The following is a 16,722-nucleotide window of genomic DNA, read 5'->3' as shown; positions in this document are numbered from 1 at the left end:
AAATATAGCTTTTACCCTATGAGTATATAACCCGTTTTATTTTGTCATATCAACTCTCTAAAAATGGATTTTAACTTTAATTTCTCAAATCTAATAAGTCTGTAAGGGAGTACATACCATGAATCGGAATTATAAAGTGATATGGAATGCGTCTTTAAACTGCTTTATGGCAGTTTCTGAGTACGCCAAAGCGCGTGGTAAGTCGTCAAAATCTAGCGTGAGCGCAAACGCTACTATCAATACCACATCTACTCTTTCATCTACCCGTATTTTTCGTATAACCACTATCTGGTTGGGGTTAGTGACGGCTGGATTTAGTATGCAGGCGATTGCTGTACCTTGCGACGCTAGTACAGAGATAAAATGCGGAATTAATGCTACAACAGGAGGTCTTCATGGCATCGCTATAGGTAAGAATGCCACAGTTTTAGGTAGTCAGGCCATAGCCATTGGTGGCGGTTCAAGTGGTCAAAACACCACTGCTAGTGGAGAGCAGTCTATTGCCATTGGTGCAAACGTTGAATCAAGCGGCAACTCTTCCATCGCTATCGGTGGTGATGATTTAGATGACGCCTCAAAGGTGAATGGGGTTAATGCACTATTCAATACTTATACAGGCAGCATAGGCGGTCTTGTTACGGTAGGTGATTATAGTGATCACACTGAATCTGGTGGTGCAGCCTCTGTTGCCATTGGTGTCAAAGCGCACTCTAAAGGCAATCTCTCTACCGCTGTCGGCGTCCGTTCAAGCTCATCAGGTGACGCCTCTTCTGCCTTTGGTATGGGCTCTTCAGCAAGTAAAAAGGGCTCAGTAGCACTAGGTGCAGGGTCAACTACACTCACTGATGCGACTTACCAAGACAAGCTTACTATTGGCAATAAGGACTATTTCTACACTGGTGCAACGAATGATAAAGGGGCACAGGTCTCTGTTGGTTCATCGGGACGTGAGCGTCAAATTAAGCATGTCGCTAGTGGTGAGGTGAGTGCCGCCAGTACCGATGCGATTAATGGTAGCCAGTTGCATGCAACCAATGAGTCTGTTAAGGATTTAAGCACTACGGTTGTGGCTAACAAGACACATTACTACAGCGTCAATGATGGCAGCGTGCAACAAGATAACTACAATAACGATGGTGCTACGGGCAATAGCTCACTAGCAGCTGGTGTTAAAGCGACTGCTACAAATAATCGTGCAGTTGCCATGGGTGCCGAAGCTTCAGCCACAGGTTCTGAGTCAACTGCTTTAGGCTCAGCTGCACAAGCGTTTGCTGGTTCAGCTACCGCAGTTGGTTTTGGTGCACGAGCAGATCAGTACGGTGCAACTGCAATGGGTACAAACTCTCGTGCTCAAGGCATGTACAGCACGGCTGTTGGCCAAACGGCTAAAGCTACGGGTGAGAATTCCATTGCTATGGGTAAGGGTACAGAAGCGGGTGGTGTGAACAGTATCGCCATCGGTACGGGTAACCAAGTAATCGGAGATAACTCAGGCGCATTTGGTGACCCTAACGTTGTCAGTGGTACGGGTAGTTATGCAGTTGGTAATAATAATACAATCGCGGCTAACAAGGCTTTTGTGCTTGGTAATAATGTTACGATTAATGCTGGTGGTAATCATTCCATCGCTCTTGGCGAAAGTGCGAAGATCAATGGCGAGGACAGTATTGCAATTGGTCGAGATGCTTCAGCTGCAGCCGGTACCAGAAACGGATTATCAATTGGATTGAAATCGAAGTCTGGCAACCATGCCGTATCCTTGGGTGACCGCGCCTCGTCAGGCAACTACGCGATAGCGCTTGGCTCTAATTCTACAGCGTCTATTGGCGGTACTGCTATTGGTCAGGCATCTAGTGCAGTCAGTAACGCTACAGCTTTAGGTCGCGGTGCTATTGCAGGGCAGTCAGGTAGTGTGGCTCTGGGGAATAGTTCCATTACTGGAGCTCAGCACACTGGAAGTTTTTCTATTAACAATATACCAGTTGCGGGTTTGACCCGTGGTGCCAAGACAGTATCGGTAGGCGCTGTCGGTGCTGAACGACAAATTCAAAACGTTGCTCCGGGTGTTGTGGATGCAGCCAGTACGGATGCGATTAATGGTAGCCAGTTGCATGCCACGAACACTCAGGTTAACAAAGGCTTTGGCTTAAAAGCTGCCGATGGTCAAATTGTAATGAAACAACTAGGAGAACAGGTTGAGGTAGTTGGTTCTAATAGTAATATCGATACACGAGTTAACACCGTTAACGGCAACGTCGAAATTGAGCTCAACAACAATCTAGATTTAGGGAATAACGGTAGTGTTACCACAGGTAACTTATTAAGTGGCACTAATGTTAATCACCTTGGCATGGTAACAGGTGGATTGCTAACGGGTGGCGTTACTACGGTCAGTGGTGCAGGTATCACAGTAACAGGTTTAAATCCATTAAACCCCTCTAGTGTAGCTTTGACTAGTAATGGTTTGACCATCCTCAACGGTCCAAGCATCACTAAGAGTGGTGGTGTAGATGCTGGTAGCCGGCAAATCACTAACGTGGCTAGTGGTGGCACAACGCTTACCAACGCGGCCAACATCGGTGATATTCAAAGTACCGTCGCCGCTAACAAGACCAAGTACTACAGTGTCAACTCGACAGGTGGCACCAACGATGACAATCTAGGTGCAACGGGTCAAAACGCCATGGCCATGGGTCGAAACTCAGTCGCCTCAGGCAGTCAAGCCATCTCAATTGGTAGTGGCGCAAGTGGTCAGAAAACCACCGCAAGTGGTGAGCAGTCTATTGCCATTGGTGCAAACGTTGTCTCATCAGGTGCGTCCTCTATCGCCATTGGTGGCGATGATCTAGATGCAGCCTCTCAAGCCAATCTCACAGGAGCTGCTAGTGGTACCATCAACGGTGGTAGCGTTAACACCACCTTCAAAGCTTATACTGGTCGTGATTTGGTTGAAACGCCGCCGTATCAAGTAAATACTGAATCGGGTGGCGCCGCCTCCATCGCCATGGGCGCAAAAGCACTGTCTCAAGGGGCATTGTCTACCGCCATTGGCGTACAATCCTCCTCATCAGGTGTTGCATCCTCCGCCTTTGGCATGGGATCGTCAGCGAGTGCAAAAGGTTCAGTAGCGCTAGGTGCAGGATCGGTGGCTAGTGTTGCTGGTGGTGCAGTTGCCTATATTCCAACAGGCGCAAGTGCAGCAGATGCTACTGCCATCACAAACACTCAAAGTGGCGCAGATTACGGTGCCGTTTCAGTAGGAACCGGCGCTAAAGGTGGCACCCGTCAGATCGTCAATCTAGCCGCTGGTACCAATGACAGTGATGCGGTGAACGTGGCGCAACTAAAAGGTGGCGTCTCAAGTGTCGTTGATCTAGGTCTTAACTTTACTGGTGACAACACAACGACAACGGTTAATCGCAAACTTGGTGAAAAGCTTACCGTGAAAGGGGGAGCAACCACCCCATTATCGGACAACAACATCGGTGTGGAAGCGACCAGTCCTGGTACCTTAACTGTCAAACTGGCGAAAAATATAGATCTAGGCAAGACTGGTAGTGTGAAAATGGGTACAAGTAGTCCATATGGTCTCGGCCCTGTAACTACGGTTGACCGTTTAGGTATTAGTACAGGTAATTCATTAGCTAGCACTGACGTAAATGGTTTAGGAGTGTTCGTCAATGGTCCCTTAGGTATTCCTAGTACTGCTTTGACTATGGATGGTCTTAATATTATTGGTGGTCCAAGTGTTACTAGAAGTGGTGGTGTAGATGCGGGTAGCCGGCAAATCACTAACGTGGCTAGTGGTGGTACAAATGTAACCAACGCTGCAAACATTGGTGATGTTAAGAGTGCAGCTGCCGGGTCTAGAACTGAGGTTGTTAAAGGTACCAACGTAACTAGTGTTGATAAAACAACCGGTTCTAATGGACAAGACGTATATACCGTTAATGCCAATGGCACGACCGCATCAGCAGGTTCAGCTGCGGTAACGGTTACCACTGGTATTAAAGATGCCAACAACGTCACTGACTACAAAGTTGATTTGAGTGACTCTACTAAAACAAGCTTGAGTAGTGCAGATAGCGCCTTACAATCTGTTGTTACTCAGATTGATGGCACTGCTGTTAAAACCATTATTAAGAGCAACAATACTGCCAACTTCCTCAAAGGCGATAACATCGTTCTAACGGCACAAGACGGAGGTATCAAAGTTGCGACTGCTCAAGATCTGGTACTAAATAGTGTGAAAATGGGTAATACCACAGTTAGTCAGGATGGTATGACCATAGTGGCCCCAACTCTAGCTCGGACAGTCGTACTTAATAGTGCTGGACTTAACAACGGCGGTAATAAGATCACGAATGTGAAAGCGGGTGAGGCGGATACTGATGCTGTTAACGTTGGACAGCTGAACTTGGCCAATGCTACCATTGATAAAGGCTTAAACTTTGGTGGTGACAGTGGGACAGATGTCAATCGTAAGCTTGGTCAAAAGCTCACGGTTAAAGGCGGCGATACTATCAATGCTGACCCAGCAACGAAAAATATCAGTGTCACTGCTAATGGTGCTGATACCTTAACTGTCAGATTGGCTAAAGATATTAATCTTGGTAATACAGGCAGCGTTACCACTGGAAATACTCAGGTTAATAATGCAGGTATTACTTTATATAATGGTGATAATGGTCAAGTAGTACTTACTAATAATGGGCTTAACAATGGCAACAACAAAATCACTAATGTTGCTGATGGATTGTTGAGCACTACTAGTAAGGATGCAGTTAACGGTAGTCAGTTGTTTAAGACTAACGAAGACGTTGCCAAAGGTATTAAAATTGGCGATGGTAATAGTGCCAATGATCAACAGTTTGCCTTAGGAGATACCATCAATGTGACGGGTGATAGTAATATCACTACCACTGCTTCGGCAGCTGGTGTCCAAGTTAAACTGAATAACCAGTTGAACCTAGGCGACGAGGGTCGTATGCAAATGGGTAATAGCATCATGAATAACACCGGCTTTACCTTTGTAGGTAATGAGCCAGGTAGAACCGTTATTCTAGGTGCCGGTGGTCTGAATAACGGTTTCAACAGAATCACAAACGTCGCGGCAGGTATTGATTTTACTGACGCTGCTACTGTTGGACAGTTAGAGGCTACCACCTTTGCGTTAAGTAAAGGCTGGAATGTCAGCGCTCAAGCTACTAACGCTAGCAAAGTGCTAGCTGGTGATAGCGTTGATCTAAACAACACTGACGGCAATATTACAGTGTCCAAAACAGCAGGCAATAATGATGTCAGCTTTAATTTAAACAAAAACCTTGTGGTAGATAGTGTGCAAACAGCTGATAGCACCCTAAACAACGAGGGTTTAACTATCGCAGGAGGACCTAGTGTCACTAAAGCTGGCATTGATGCTGCTGACACTAAGATTACAAACGTTGTGAGTGGTGAGGTTGCTGCAGATAGTAAAGATGCTATCAATGGTGGTCAGCTCTACGCCCAAGGTATGGGTATCAGCAGTATTATAGGGGGTAACACGACTTATGATCCTGCAACTGGCACCTTTACCAATAACAACATCGGTGGTACTGGCGAAGGTAGTATTGATGGTGCGATTGCTTCTATCAAGCGTGGCGAGGTTGTCATGACTGAAAACATTCAAACCAACACTACAAACATTGCGACGAATACGACAAACATCGCAACCAATACCACCAACATCACCAAAAACACAGCTGATATCGTAACGAATACTGCGAATATCACTACCAATACCACCAACATCAAAGCCAACAAGGATAAAATCGATGCTGGTCTCAACTTTGGAGCCGACAGCGGTGCCGTCATCAACAAACCAATCGGTGATGGTAGTGTACTCAGCTTCAAAGGCGGTAATAACATTAAGACCACCGCTGAAGGCAGTAGCATCAAGTTTGACCTGAACGGTAATATCAACGTAGAGAGCGTGACGACTGGCAATACGACGGTTAATAATAGTGGTGTTACTATTAAAAATGGCCCAAGTATGACAGCTGCTGGCATCTATGCAGGTAATGCCGAAACGGCCCCTAGTATGACGGCTGCCGGTATCAATGCCGCTGGTACTAAGGTGACGAATGTTGCGGATGGCATGGCACCTAGAGACGCTGTGAACTTCGGGCAATTAGACGCTGTTAGCAGAGGTTTGGGTAACAGCATCAATGAGCTTGGCTACAAAATTGGCGAAGTCGAAGATGACGCCAACGCAGGTATCTCAGCCGCTATGGCCATGTCTTCATTGCCACAAGCGTTCATCAGCGGTAAACCCATGATAGGCGGCGGTATCGCAACCTATAATGGTGAAAGTGCCGTTGCGATTGGCTTCTCGAAAATGTCTAATGATGGACGTTGGGTGATGAAGCTGAATGGTACAGCGGACACCCAAGGGAACGTAGGTGCTGCAATTGGCGCAGGCTTCCACTTTGACTAATTGGCTAGCCCGATAGTTCAGCTAAATTAAGCTGCCAAGCTAAATAGTCATTGAATCACTAGGTAAAGTAAAATAAGTAAAACAAAAAAAGCAAGGCATCAGATGCCTTGCTTTTTTATGGATGGAAATTATCCTATAAAGTATAGGATGTTGAATTAAATCAATAAAAACTAACGTTGTGAACTATAGTCAAAATACCCTAAAAACGCTACGGTATTGCTGATATCAATTTTTTGTAGCCTCTGTCTGCGCAGGCACAGCAAGCAAGAAAAATTGATATCAGCAGCGCGTGATGTATCGATATTACTTTTCACTGACTATAAAGGCTGATGACATTAAAGTCTGTATTATCAAATGTCTAACGCACTAAAATAACAGGCGATAGGGTACTAGCGATAATCTCTGTCGTGGTACTACCCAAAAATAAATGCTGGAGCTTAGAGCGTCCATAAGCCCCAACCACAATGATATCAATATTATTTTCAAGCTGAAAACTAAGTAAGCCATTAACCGCGTCAAGCTGTGGTAAATGATGGGAGTCTACGCTAAAGCCTGCGGTTCTCATTTGGATTACAGCCTCTTCAAGGCTTTTTTTAGATGCCTCATTATCATGTCCGATCATCACGATATGACCTTGCAAGCCTTGTAAAAGGTTGCTCTCTGCAAGCATTCGTATGGCTTTAATCGCGGTTTTACTACCGTCAAACGCCACCATATATGATTGAGGCTCTTTAAATTTCTCTGAACAAATCAACACCGGTACGTTTGAGGCACGGGCAACCGTTTCGATTTGGCTACCGATATTGATGCGGCTGTTTTTATGGTCTTCCCCGCGGCGACCCATGACGATAGCACGGTTTTTTTCTTGAAAATGCTCAATCGCTGGCAGCAGCTTACCGCGGCGTTGATAGATACAGACGGTCACGCCTGCAAAGTTACTTTGGATATGGCTTTTTGCATCTTGTACCAACGCATTACTATAGCTGTTTACGACTTTTGCCCTTTGTTCATCGAGCTTTGATAACTCATCGAGCAAAGACTGGCGGCTGTTAATGCCGATGGCTCCTGATAAGTCGCGTCTGACCGATGCTGCCACATCGCTGACGTGCAATAATCCCACCGCTAAATTCAGCTTTTTTGCATACCACGCCGCATAATCGCATACTGACCCAGTCACTGCTGAGCCATCGATACAAGCTAAAACGTGCTCTTCCGTTATCATAATCTGTCCTTAGATTTGCATTTATACTTTGAGAAACAGGTTTATTGATAGAATGCTTTTTTAAGACAGGGTAAGCATCTACTTTTCAATTAAATCGCCAATCATTCATCTTTGACTACCATCTTACCTCAAATCGTATCATTGCAAAATCACAGAGAAATATCTTAAACGGTGCTTTACTGACATAGATTCTCAGCTCACCGTGCACTTTGTAGTCTAAGCATTTTGAAAAGCTCATCTCAGTGGCAACGTGCATGCTTAAAGCACAGCGTCTATATCGTCGCAACTTCTTATCAACGTTCTAGCAAAGGTATGGCTTGTAAACGATAAAAAATTTAAAGTTAAATAAAATAATTTTAAAGATAGAACAATATTCCATTATGTATCAATTTTTAAACCGCTATAAATGTTAGTGTCTAATCAATAAAATGCTGTCTTAGTAGTTTCGAATATTCATTTATTATTAATTACAAACGCGATATCTATAATTTTTTCAATCGTTTTTTATTTGAAAGTATCAATATTATTGTCTTGTAATTTTTATTCATTGATAATGAATAGTTATATGGTTATGTAAAAATGAATCTCTTTTTTACGCTTACTGTCATTGTTTTTTAAAGGCATTATTATGTGGAAAAGCTTTTTTATTCGCTAACTGTTTCAGTTTACTAGAAAAATTAGGTTTATATGTCAGGTTGGGATTGTATGGCTTGTCGTACTGAGTTGTTAATAGAGACAAACGTCACACTGAATTTTGTATGACTAGACTTGTTTGTATGGCAATTTTAACGATAAATAAATAAGACGATTTAATCTACAACAGTTATATGAATTCATTATAGATGATAAAAAACAAAAAATAAGTAGCTTCTATTATATAAACAATAAACACTTTATTCAAAGGTCGTTAGAAAAACGAACTTAAATATTTTTTTAATAGTGAACGATTGTCAATAAATAAGTATGAATTTTTAAGTGCTAATATTAAAACATGAGACAATCAACTTGTTTTTTATCGTAAAGTTGTTAATATGCTCTATTGTATTTTATCGTTGGTTCGGTATCAAACGTCTCATTATTCTATTAATCTGAGGGTTTGGTGTTAATAGGGAAGTTACTAGGAAAATAAGGTATGAGTACAATTAACCACGAAGAGCGCGTCCGTCATGAAGGTTTGCGTGAAAAGATCATGTCTGCTGAGCAAGCAGCTACCTTTATCTTACATGATATGAATGTTGGAATGAGTGGTTTTACTGGAGCAGGCTATCCAAAAGCCGTCCCATCCGCATTAGCAGAGCGTATCAAAGCTGCCCAAGCGCGCGGCGAAGAGTTCAAAATCGGTTTGTTAACCGGCGCCTCAACTGCCGCAGAATGTGATGGCGTATTGGCTGAAGCCAACGGTATCAAGATGCGCACGCCTTATCAGTCAGAACCTGCCCTTCGTAAACAAATCAATACTGGCGAAACGCATTATTTCGATATGCACTTGTCCCATGTCGCGCAGCAAAGCACCTTTGGTTTTTATGGTGACATGCATATAGCGGTGGTTGAAGTTGCTGGAATTTTACCAGACGGTCGCCTGATTCCTTCTACCTCTATCGGTAACAATAATGCTTGGTTAGATAATGCCGACCAGATTATCCTTGAAGTAAACAGCCGCCAAAATATTCTGTTAGAAGGCATGCACGATGTTTTTGATGACATCGGTGTACCGCCGTATCGCAAACCGATTCCAATCACCACGCCAGGTGAGCGTGTTGGCTCACCTTACCTAACCTGTGATTTAGATAAAGTCGTTGCCGTGGTCTTAACAGATTCACCAGACCGCAATAGCAAATTTGCTGATCCTGACGAATGCTCAACCAAAATTGCTGGTTATATCATTGACTTCTTCCATGAAGAAGTAAAAAAAGGTCGCATGCCAGCCAGTTTATTGCCTATCCAGTCGGGTGTCGGTAACGTTGCCAATGCGGTATTGTCAGGATTGCAAGCCAGTCCGTTTGAGAATCTAACCGGCTATACCGAAGTATTACAAGACGGTATGTTAGATTTGATTCTGTCAGGCAAAATGACCCAAGCTTCTGCAACCGCCATGTCATTAAGCCCAGATGCATTAGATCGTTTTAACGCCAATATCGAAGAATTGCGCAAACGCATTATCCTGCGTCCACAAGAAATCACCAACCATCCTGAAGTCTCACGTCGCTTAGGCGTTTTAGCTATCAACGCGATGATTGAGTGTGACCTTTATGGCAACGTCAACTCAACCCACGTCATGGGTACAAACATGATGAATGGTTTGGGCGGCTCTGGCGACTTTGCTCGTAACGCCTTTACCTCAATGTTTGTAAGCCCATCGGTTGCCAAAGGTGGCGCTATCTCGTGCATCACGCCTATGGTGTCACACGTTGACCATACTGAGCATGACGTGATGATTATTGTCACTGAGCAAGGTTTGGCTGACTTGCGTGGTTTATCACCGCGTCAACGCGCGCAAAAAATCATTGATAACTGCGCCCATCCTGATTATCGTCCTATGCTGCAAGATTACTATGATCGCGCTGCACAGACTGCTGGTATGCAAACGCCTCATATCTTGAGTGAAGCATTGTCATGGCATCAACGTTATGTTGAAACCGGTGATATGCGCGTCAAAAAAGGTTTGGCTTTGGCAGTTTAAATGCTTAATTAAATACCTAATTAAAGATTTAACGCCAGAATCAGCGACATAGCTGATTGCACCATTAAAAACACCGCTTGTCTGCTAGCAGATAAGCGGTGTTTTTTTTGTCTTTAAAATAAAGGTAAATTTAAAAGTAAGGTAAAGGTTAAAAATGTAGTTTTAAAGGTATGGTTTTTAAAGGTTTAACTATGGCTGTTTAAATACTCAATCAACGGCTCAATGCCAGAGTCGGCAACACCGACGCCTTGGGCGACTAAGCGACCATCTTTATCTAACACAGAAATCAGGTTGGAATGGTTAATATCGCCATTATCGGCAAATTGATATTTGATATTTAAGGTATTGGCAAGCATACGCGTGCTGGCTTCATCGCTACGAATCAGGCGCCAGTTATCGCCAAGATCATTATGCTCAGCAAAGTTTTTCATCACCTCGACGCTATCGCGCTCAGTGTCTAATGTCGCCAGTAAAAACTCCGTTTGCGCACGCGCTTCAGGCGTCATCTCTTGATACATCTGTTTCATTGATTGCACTAAGATAGGGCAGGTGTGCTGACAGCTGGTATAAGCCATCACCACTACTTGATTTGTACCCTTAAGCTTATCAAGCTCAAAGGTATTGCCATGATGGTCTGTCCAGTCGCCGCCAGCTTGATAGATAGAGTAATCTTGCCCTAACGCTTCTGCAGGCTCGTGTGCATTCATATCGGTATGATTCATCTGTTTATGATCTATGTCCTTCGTATCGTGATGAGCATCTTTCGCTACTCTAGACTCAGAAGTAGGATCAGGTTGACTGTTTTGTGTTGACGACGAGTTAGGGGCGTCAGGATTGCTACAAGCGAGTAAGCCAATGCATAGTCCCGCAGTCATAGTCAGTTTGATAGCATGAGCCACATTAGACAATAGGTGAGTCGCTGTATTTTGCAGTCTTGTATTTTGCATGGTTTTTATTGTTTTCATGAGACAATCCTTAAAGGCCATTAAATTGAATTGAGCATAAAAAGTAGGGCGCTATGTTAAAAGGGTAATATGTTAAAAGGGCGCTTTTTTGAGGTAAATTAATTACTAGCGCAACGAAAACCAAGACTGCTAACCGTGTATTTGGCTTCTAAGCTTGAGCGAAAACCATAACGCATAAATGCCGCATAATCACTTGGGTCGACCGCACCTGCTGCGCCCGAGCCGCAAAACATCTGTTGGTTCAGGTTGCTGTCTGAACGTGATTCGCCAGTGACTAAGCTATTGTTAAAATTCTCTGTCCATTCCCAAATCAAACCGTGCATGTCTTTTACGCCCCAATAGTTAACAGGGCTTTGTCCGACATCAGCAAGTTGGTCTTTGCTACCAGATGATTTGCTATACCAATCAAGGATGCGTTGGTTGTAGCGGGTCTCCAAGCTACCGTTTTTATTGGTCGTAGAAGCCTGTGCGACATATTCCCACTGTTCAACGGTTGGCAAGCGCTTGTTTTGAGCGCGGCAATATTGATTGGCGGCATACCATGACACATTGACCACAGGCTGACGAAAATCAGCCTTTTTAGGCACAGAGATATCTTTGGTATTAATCCAGTGTTTTAAATAACCGGCATCGGCAAAAATAGGCGCAATCGCCCGTTGGCGAAACTTTGGGTTTTCTTTTAAAAACTGATAAAACTGTATGTTAGTAACTGGTAACTCATCAATTTTGAATGTATCGACTGCCACTAACGGTGAATTTTTACTCAAATATAACGGACGATAAGTACCGGGCTGAATGGTCAGCTCTTTTGCTTGCGCTTGTGTGCTCATAAACCCAAAGTCTGTTGTTACGGTCAGTACGCTAACGACCAATAACAGTGCTAGCGGGCGAGCAGTCGTATTCAGAATCTTTTGGGTGTTAATTTTTAAAGTTTTGTTTTTGTAAATTTTAATGCTGCGAGTGTTGCTTTTGTGAGTGTTAGTGATGTGAGTCCATAACATAACTAATCTCCTAGTAGTCCCAAAAAAGGGCGGGGCGTATAGCAGTCAATCAAGCCGTTATTCATTTAGCCATTTAGTCATTTAGTTAATGAGCCATTTAGTCAATAAACCACTATCAAAGCTTTCTGTTTTTAAAGCTTTATTTATAGTGACGGTGCCAAACTCTGATTGAGTCAGACACCGTTTTGATGTAACGATAGAATATTTGGTTATTTACGAGCGGCTTTGACATCTGCTGGGGTGACTTCACCACCTTTATTGCCCCAACTATTGATGATATAAGTGACGACGTTAGCGACTTTTTCATCATCTAAGGCGACCGCTGGCATGACACTGTTGTACTCTTCACCGTTGACGGTGATTTTGCCTGTCAAGCCATGCAAAATAGCATTGATAGCACGTTTGGGGTCTTGGTTGAGGTAGTCTGATTTGGCCAAGGGTGGGAATGCTTTTGGTATACCAGCACCATTTAATTGGTGACAGGCCGCACAGTTACTGGCATAAACAGATTCACCCATTTTAATTCTTTCTTGCTTGTTGGTAGCGGTCACTACGGGAGCCGGTGCATTGGTTTTGCCAATGCTTTGCGCCGCTGAGCCTTCAGGTAAATAGACCTCTTCACGTACTTTTCCAGAGTAGATTTTTGCATTTTCAGGACCTTCGACATCGATGATACCAAGTGCCCCTTTGTTAAATGCTCGGAAAATAGAGTGGTCAACCATCACAAGTTCACCTGGTACATCTACCTTGAATTCGGTAATAGCCGCGCCACCTGCGGGGATAAGCGTGGTTTGAACATTATGGTTCTCAGCGCTACCGCCTTCCATATTTACCTTATCAAAAATCTCACCGATGACGTGGAAGGATGAAACCAAGTTAGGACCACCGTTACCGACAAACAGACGAACCGTTTCACCAACTTTCGCTTTAAGCGCGTTTTCACCTGTTAGCGCACCTACTGAACCGTTAAATAACACGTAGTCAGCTTGTTCCTTCACCGCTTTTTCCATATCAAAAGGTTGTAACCCTTTATCACCATAGTTACCTTTGGTGTAGAAATCGCCTTGCATCACGTAGAATTCACGATCAACTTTTGGTAAGCCTTCTTCTGGCTCAACCAAAATCAGACCGTACATACCGTTTGCGATGTGCATTCCGACGGGCGCTACCGCACAATGATAAACGTATAAGCCGGGTTTTAAGGCTTTAAAGTTAAACTCAGAGGTATAACCAGGTGAAGTAAAGGAAGAGGCGGCACCGCCCCCTGGACCAGTCACGGCGTGTAAATCAATATTGTGCGGCATTTTAGAGTCAGGATGATTTGACAAATGAAACTCAATTTCATCACCTTGACGCACGCGAATAAACTGTCCTGGTACCTGACCGCCAAACGTCCAGAAATTATACTCAACGCCATCCGCTAAGCGCATGGTTTTTTCCACAGTTTCCATTTTTACGATGACTTTTGCTGGATAGTCACGATCGATGGGTGGAGGCACATCAGGCGCATGGGTGATAATAGCGTCAATCACTGGTAACTCACCATTTTTAGTATTTGGCGCCTTGCTATCCTTTTTGGCTTGAGTAGTCTCTGTTGTGGTTGCAGTAGCATCATCATCAGGGGTTGATTTATCACAACCAACCATCCCTGCTGTGCCAAGAGCGAGTAGACATGCTAGGGCAAGCTTAGAGTAGGTAAGTGATTGATGCTCAGAAGATGTTGAATTAAAAAGGCGCATAAGACTCTCCAAAAATTAAAAATAAGTGGCTCATTTAACAAAGCTCGATTTTTATTTCTTCTAATCATCCCAATGTTAATTGTGATGAAAAGCAAATATCACTATCAAAACAAAAAAATTAAATAACAACATTATAAAAGTTGCGAGCTTCTAAATTGGCTTCTATAAGATTCATTTTAAATGAATGTTATAGAATAAGCGAATTATTCCAGTAAGATTTATTCACGCTTTTTGTACTGGCGAGTTATGAATTTAGCTAGGTATTTTTACAATTTAGTGCACTAGAAAGTAATGTTCTGAATAGTCTAAACGTTGAGAGTTTTTAACCTCTTAATCAAGCGTAATTACCGGTTCGACAGTAAGAAAAGCTTTTTTAACGCTCATTACTATTACTACTACTGTTTTTATCATTCGTACTTTCTTGACTGGATAAACGGCGTTTAATAAGTAAACCAATCACAGCGACCACTATCAGTATGCCGATTGCTTTGGAGTAAGGTGCTAACATGCCGGCGACGGCGTCATAGTTTTGACCTAAGTAATAGCCCGCTAAAGCCAATATCGCTGTCCAAATACTAGCCCCTAAAGCCGTCAATGCCAAAAAGGGCAATAGCGCCATTCTATTCATGCCAGCTGGGATAGAAATCAGCGAGCGCACCCCCGGCACCATACGTCCAAAAAACACTGCCATCTTGCCATGTTTATCAAACCATGCATTTGCCGCGGTGATATCAGCAGGCTTTACAAACAGATATTTACCATACTTTTCCGTAAATGCGACCAAACGCGGCTCATCAAATACGCGACCCACATAGTATAAAGGCAGCGCACCCAGCACCGCCCCAAGCGTACCGGCCAATATCACCAAAATAATGCTTAAATCGCCTTTGGCAGCGGCAAAACCAGCGGCTGGCATGATGACCTCAGAAGGGATAGGTGGAAAGATATTTTCAGCAAACATGGCAAAAATAATGCCAAAGTAACCGAATTTTGCCATGATACCGAGTACCCATGCACTCATTTGATCCATTGTAAAGACTCGCTCAAGGTTGGAATAAAGAAACAATAAATCATACGGGCATTTATCAAAATTATTTGTACTAAATTACGGGCTTAGTATGTATTAAATATTGCTAAAAGTCCGTCATTTAATGCGTTTATCTGAGAGCGGTCTGAGGACAGAGCGCAATCTGTACAGGCTTAGTATTTTATTTATCTTAATAAATAGTTAATAAAAACACACAAGAAGCTTCTATTTACTGTCAAGTTTATGGCATAAGGTCGTCTTAATCGTGCTTATTTTAGACTATTGATATTTCATAAAGGTTTTTTAGCACAAAAAACCTCATTAAGCGTTTAGTATTTAGAGAGCTATCAAGGAGATTAAGATGAATAAAATAACAGCAAATGTAGGATTAACCAAAGCGCGGCAGGCGTTATGGATCGCATTGTTTGCCAGTATTGTCGGCGTTACGGCTTGTAGTAATGAGAGAGAAGATGTGGCGGCAGATTCGACCGAAGTGACAGATGATGTGGCTGTCGACGAGGCGAGTGAAGAAGGTACTGAAGTTGTCGAAACGGGTATGACCGCAGATGGAATGTCGGGTAATGATGGTGAGCAGAAAGGCGATGACACTGTGACTGTCAACGAGAGTAATGCAAATTTGGATCAAACCCCAGCAGATGGCGTGCAGTAAATACTTAAATTACTCAAGCTTTTGACGGGCAAGTTTTAAATGTTCAAGTGTTTGATTTGAATAAGTTACTAAAAAAGAGCTGCAAATTGTTTGCAGCTCTTTGTATTTCAGTTTTATTAAAACTATAGCTCTTTAGAGATAGTATGATAACTATCGACTGGTAAAGGTAATTGTTTTAGCGCCATTAGAAGATGGTTGGCTGATGGTTACTTTACTGTCTAAGATATCGCCGCGCGCATTGATTTTATAGCATTCTGACGAGCTGCCATTAGGATCGTTATTGAGCAGCAGATTGCTTGAGGTTTCTATACAAAACCACGCGGTATTATTGCTGTCTCTAGTCAAAGACCAATCTTGATTATAAGTGCCTATTTTTTTACGCATACTTCTATCAGCGTAAACGTCTTCAGTAATCAATTTGCTTGATGAGCCAACCGTTGCCATTTTGGGAATGGTTGTGGTCTGATTCGACAGTGAATACTTACCTGAGCTATCAGTGAAACCATGGAATACCAATGGATTAAGGGTAAAGTAATTAATGGCGACCGATTGATCAGTGACTTGATTATTTACTTTGTTAATGGTATTTACTTCAGCGCCTTGTACTTGTTTATTATTAAAGACCATACTGCCTTTGGGCGTAACTTTGATATCCGCAGAGGCCGTTTGATTGCCGACGGTCGCCACTAAGCTCTGGCTACGGGCTTTGGTATAAATATTGAGCATGGCCGCTTCAACTGGATATTGAGTGACGATGTTGTTTGAATTGCCCGGTGTGGTGCCACCGTTCATACCACCCGCACAAGCGCTTAAGCCTACCGATACAGCGACAAGTAATCCTAATTTTTTCATGGTGTATTCCCTCGATTTATTTAACTTCAATTTATTAATAAGTGATAGACCTATCTACTATAATCGAATTTTTAAGCGATAACATCTGCTG

General features: G+C 43.1%; 9 protein-coding genes. 3 read left to right on the top strand and 6 right to left on the bottom strand.

Annotated features, from left to right (window positions below):
* Positions 1-118: 118 nt before the first annotated feature.
* Positions 119-6,475 carry a YadA-like family protein gene (locus JMX50_RS03840; RefSeq protein ID WP_201628502.1) on the top strand — a complete coding sequence of 2,119 codons (6,357 nt, stop codon included), beginning with the start codon at positions 119-121 and terminating at the stop codon, positions 6,473-6,475.
* A gap of 358 nt (positions 6,476-6,833) precedes the next feature.
* On the opposite strand, the gene JMX50_RS03835 is transcribed toward JMX50_RS03840, so the two are convergent.
* Entirely contained in the window at positions 6,834-7,697 is an 864-nt protein-coding gene (locus tag JMX50_RS03835; RefSeq protein ID WP_201628501.1) for a universal stress protein, read from the bottom strand.
* A 1,132-nt stretch (positions 7,698-8,829) separates the two neighbouring features.
* On the opposite strand from JMX50_RS03835, the gene JMX50_RS03830 reads away from it, so the two are divergent.
* Positions 8,830-10,377 carry an acetyl-CoA hydrolase/transferase family protein gene (locus tag JMX50_RS03830; RefSeq protein ID WP_201628500.1) on the top strand — a complete coding sequence of 516 codons (1,548 nt, stop codon included), beginning with the start codon at positions 8,830-8,832 and terminating at the stop codon, positions 10,375-10,377.
* A gap of 185 nt (positions 10,378-10,562) precedes the next feature.
* Here the strand turns inward: JMX50_RS03830 and JMX50_RS03825 are convergent, their stop codons facing one another.
* The 4 genes from JMX50_RS03825 to JMX50_RS03810 form a co-directional block, all read right to left on the bottom strand.
* Positions 10,563-11,342, bottom strand: coding sequence for an SCO family protein (locus tag JMX50_RS03825; protein ID WP_201628499.1), 780 nt, complete (start codon positions 11,340-11,342; stop codon positions 10,563-10,565).
* 98 nt (positions 11,343-11,440) lie between these two features.
* Positions 11,441-12,343, bottom strand: a complete 903-nt coding sequence (locus tag JMX50_RS03820; RefSeq protein WP_227670897.1) for a formylglycine-generating enzyme family protein — start codon at positions 12,341-12,343, stop codon at positions 11,441-11,443.
* Positions 12,344-12,552: 209 nt separating this feature from the next.
* A complete protein-coding gene (gene nirK / locus JMX50_RS03815) occupies positions 12,553-14,082 on the bottom strand; it encodes a copper-containing nitrite reductase (RefSeq protein WP_227670896.1) in 1,530 nt (509 codons plus the stop codon).
* Positions 14,083-14,455: 373 nt separating this feature from the next.
* Positions 14,456-15,112 carry a DedA family protein gene (locus tag JMX50_RS03810; RefSeq protein ID WP_201628498.1) on the bottom strand — a complete coding sequence of 219 codons (657 nt, stop codon included), beginning with the start codon at positions 15,110-15,112 and terminating at the stop codon, positions 14,456-14,458.
* Between the two features lie 358 nt (positions 15,113-15,470).
* Between JMX50_RS03810 and JMX50_RS03805 the strand changes: the two genes are divergently transcribed.
* Complete coding sequence (locus JMX50_RS03805; RefSeq protein WP_201628497.1) at positions 15,471-15,779, top strand: hypothetical protein; 309 nt, start codon at positions 15,471-15,473, stop codon at positions 15,777-15,779.
* Positions 15,780-15,929: 150 nt separating this feature from the next.
* On the opposite strand, the gene JMX50_RS03800 is transcribed toward JMX50_RS03805, so the two are convergent.
* Positions 15,930-16,631 carry a hypothetical protein gene (locus JMX50_RS03800; RefSeq protein WP_201628496.1) on the bottom strand — a complete coding sequence of 234 codons (702 nt, stop codon included), beginning with the start codon at positions 16,629-16,631 and terminating at the stop codon, positions 15,930-15,932.
* Positions 16,632-16,722 lie beyond the last annotated feature (91 nt).

This window comes from Psychrobacter maritimus (assembly GCF_904846345.1).
GTDB lineage: Bacteria > Pseudomonadota > Gammaproteobacteria > Pseudomonadales > Moraxellaceae > Psychrobacter > Psychrobacter maritimus.
The sequence above is the reverse complement of the archived record's forward strand: the minus strand, read 5'-3'. Positions and strand labels throughout refer to the sequence as shown.

What these genes read in the sequence shown, in the direction of transcription:
- JMX50_RS03800 (WP_201628496.1), bottom strand. Translation starts at nt 16,631, where the DNA reads ATGAAAAAATTAGGATTACTTGTCGCTGTATCGGTAGGCTTAAGCGCT.
- JMX50_RS03835 (WP_201628501.1), bottom strand. Translation starts at nt 7,697, where the DNA reads ATGATAACGGAAGAGCACGTTTTAGCTTGTATCGATGGCTCAGCAGTG.
- JMX50_RS03830 (WP_201628500.1), top strand. Translation starts at nt 8,830, where the DNA reads ATGAGTACAATTAACCACGAAGAGCGCGTCCGTCATGAAGGTTTGCGT.
- nirK (WP_227670896.1), bottom strand. Translation starts at nt 14,082, where the DNA reads ATGCGCCTTTTTAATTCAACATCTTCTGAGCATCAATCACTTACCTAC.
- JMX50_RS03805 (WP_201628497.1), top strand. Translation starts at nt 15,471, where the DNA reads ATGAATAAAATAACAGCAAATGTAGGATTAACCAAAGCGCGGCAGGCG.
- JMX50_RS03840 (WP_201628502.1), top strand. Translation starts at nt 119, where the DNA reads ATGAATCGGAATTATAAAGTGATATGGAATGCGTCTTTAAACTGCTTT.
- JMX50_RS03825 (WP_201628499.1), bottom strand. Translation starts at nt 11,342, where the DNA reads ATGAAAACAATAAAAACCATGCAAAATACAAGACTGCAAAATACAGCG.
- JMX50_RS03820 (WP_227670897.1), bottom strand. Translation starts at nt 12,343, where the DNA reads ATGTTATGGACTCACATCACTAACACTCACAAAAGCAACACTCGCAGC.
- JMX50_RS03810 (WP_201628498.1), bottom strand. Translation starts at nt 15,112, where the DNA reads ATGGATCAAATGAGTGCATGGGTACTCGGTATCATGGCAAAATTCGGT.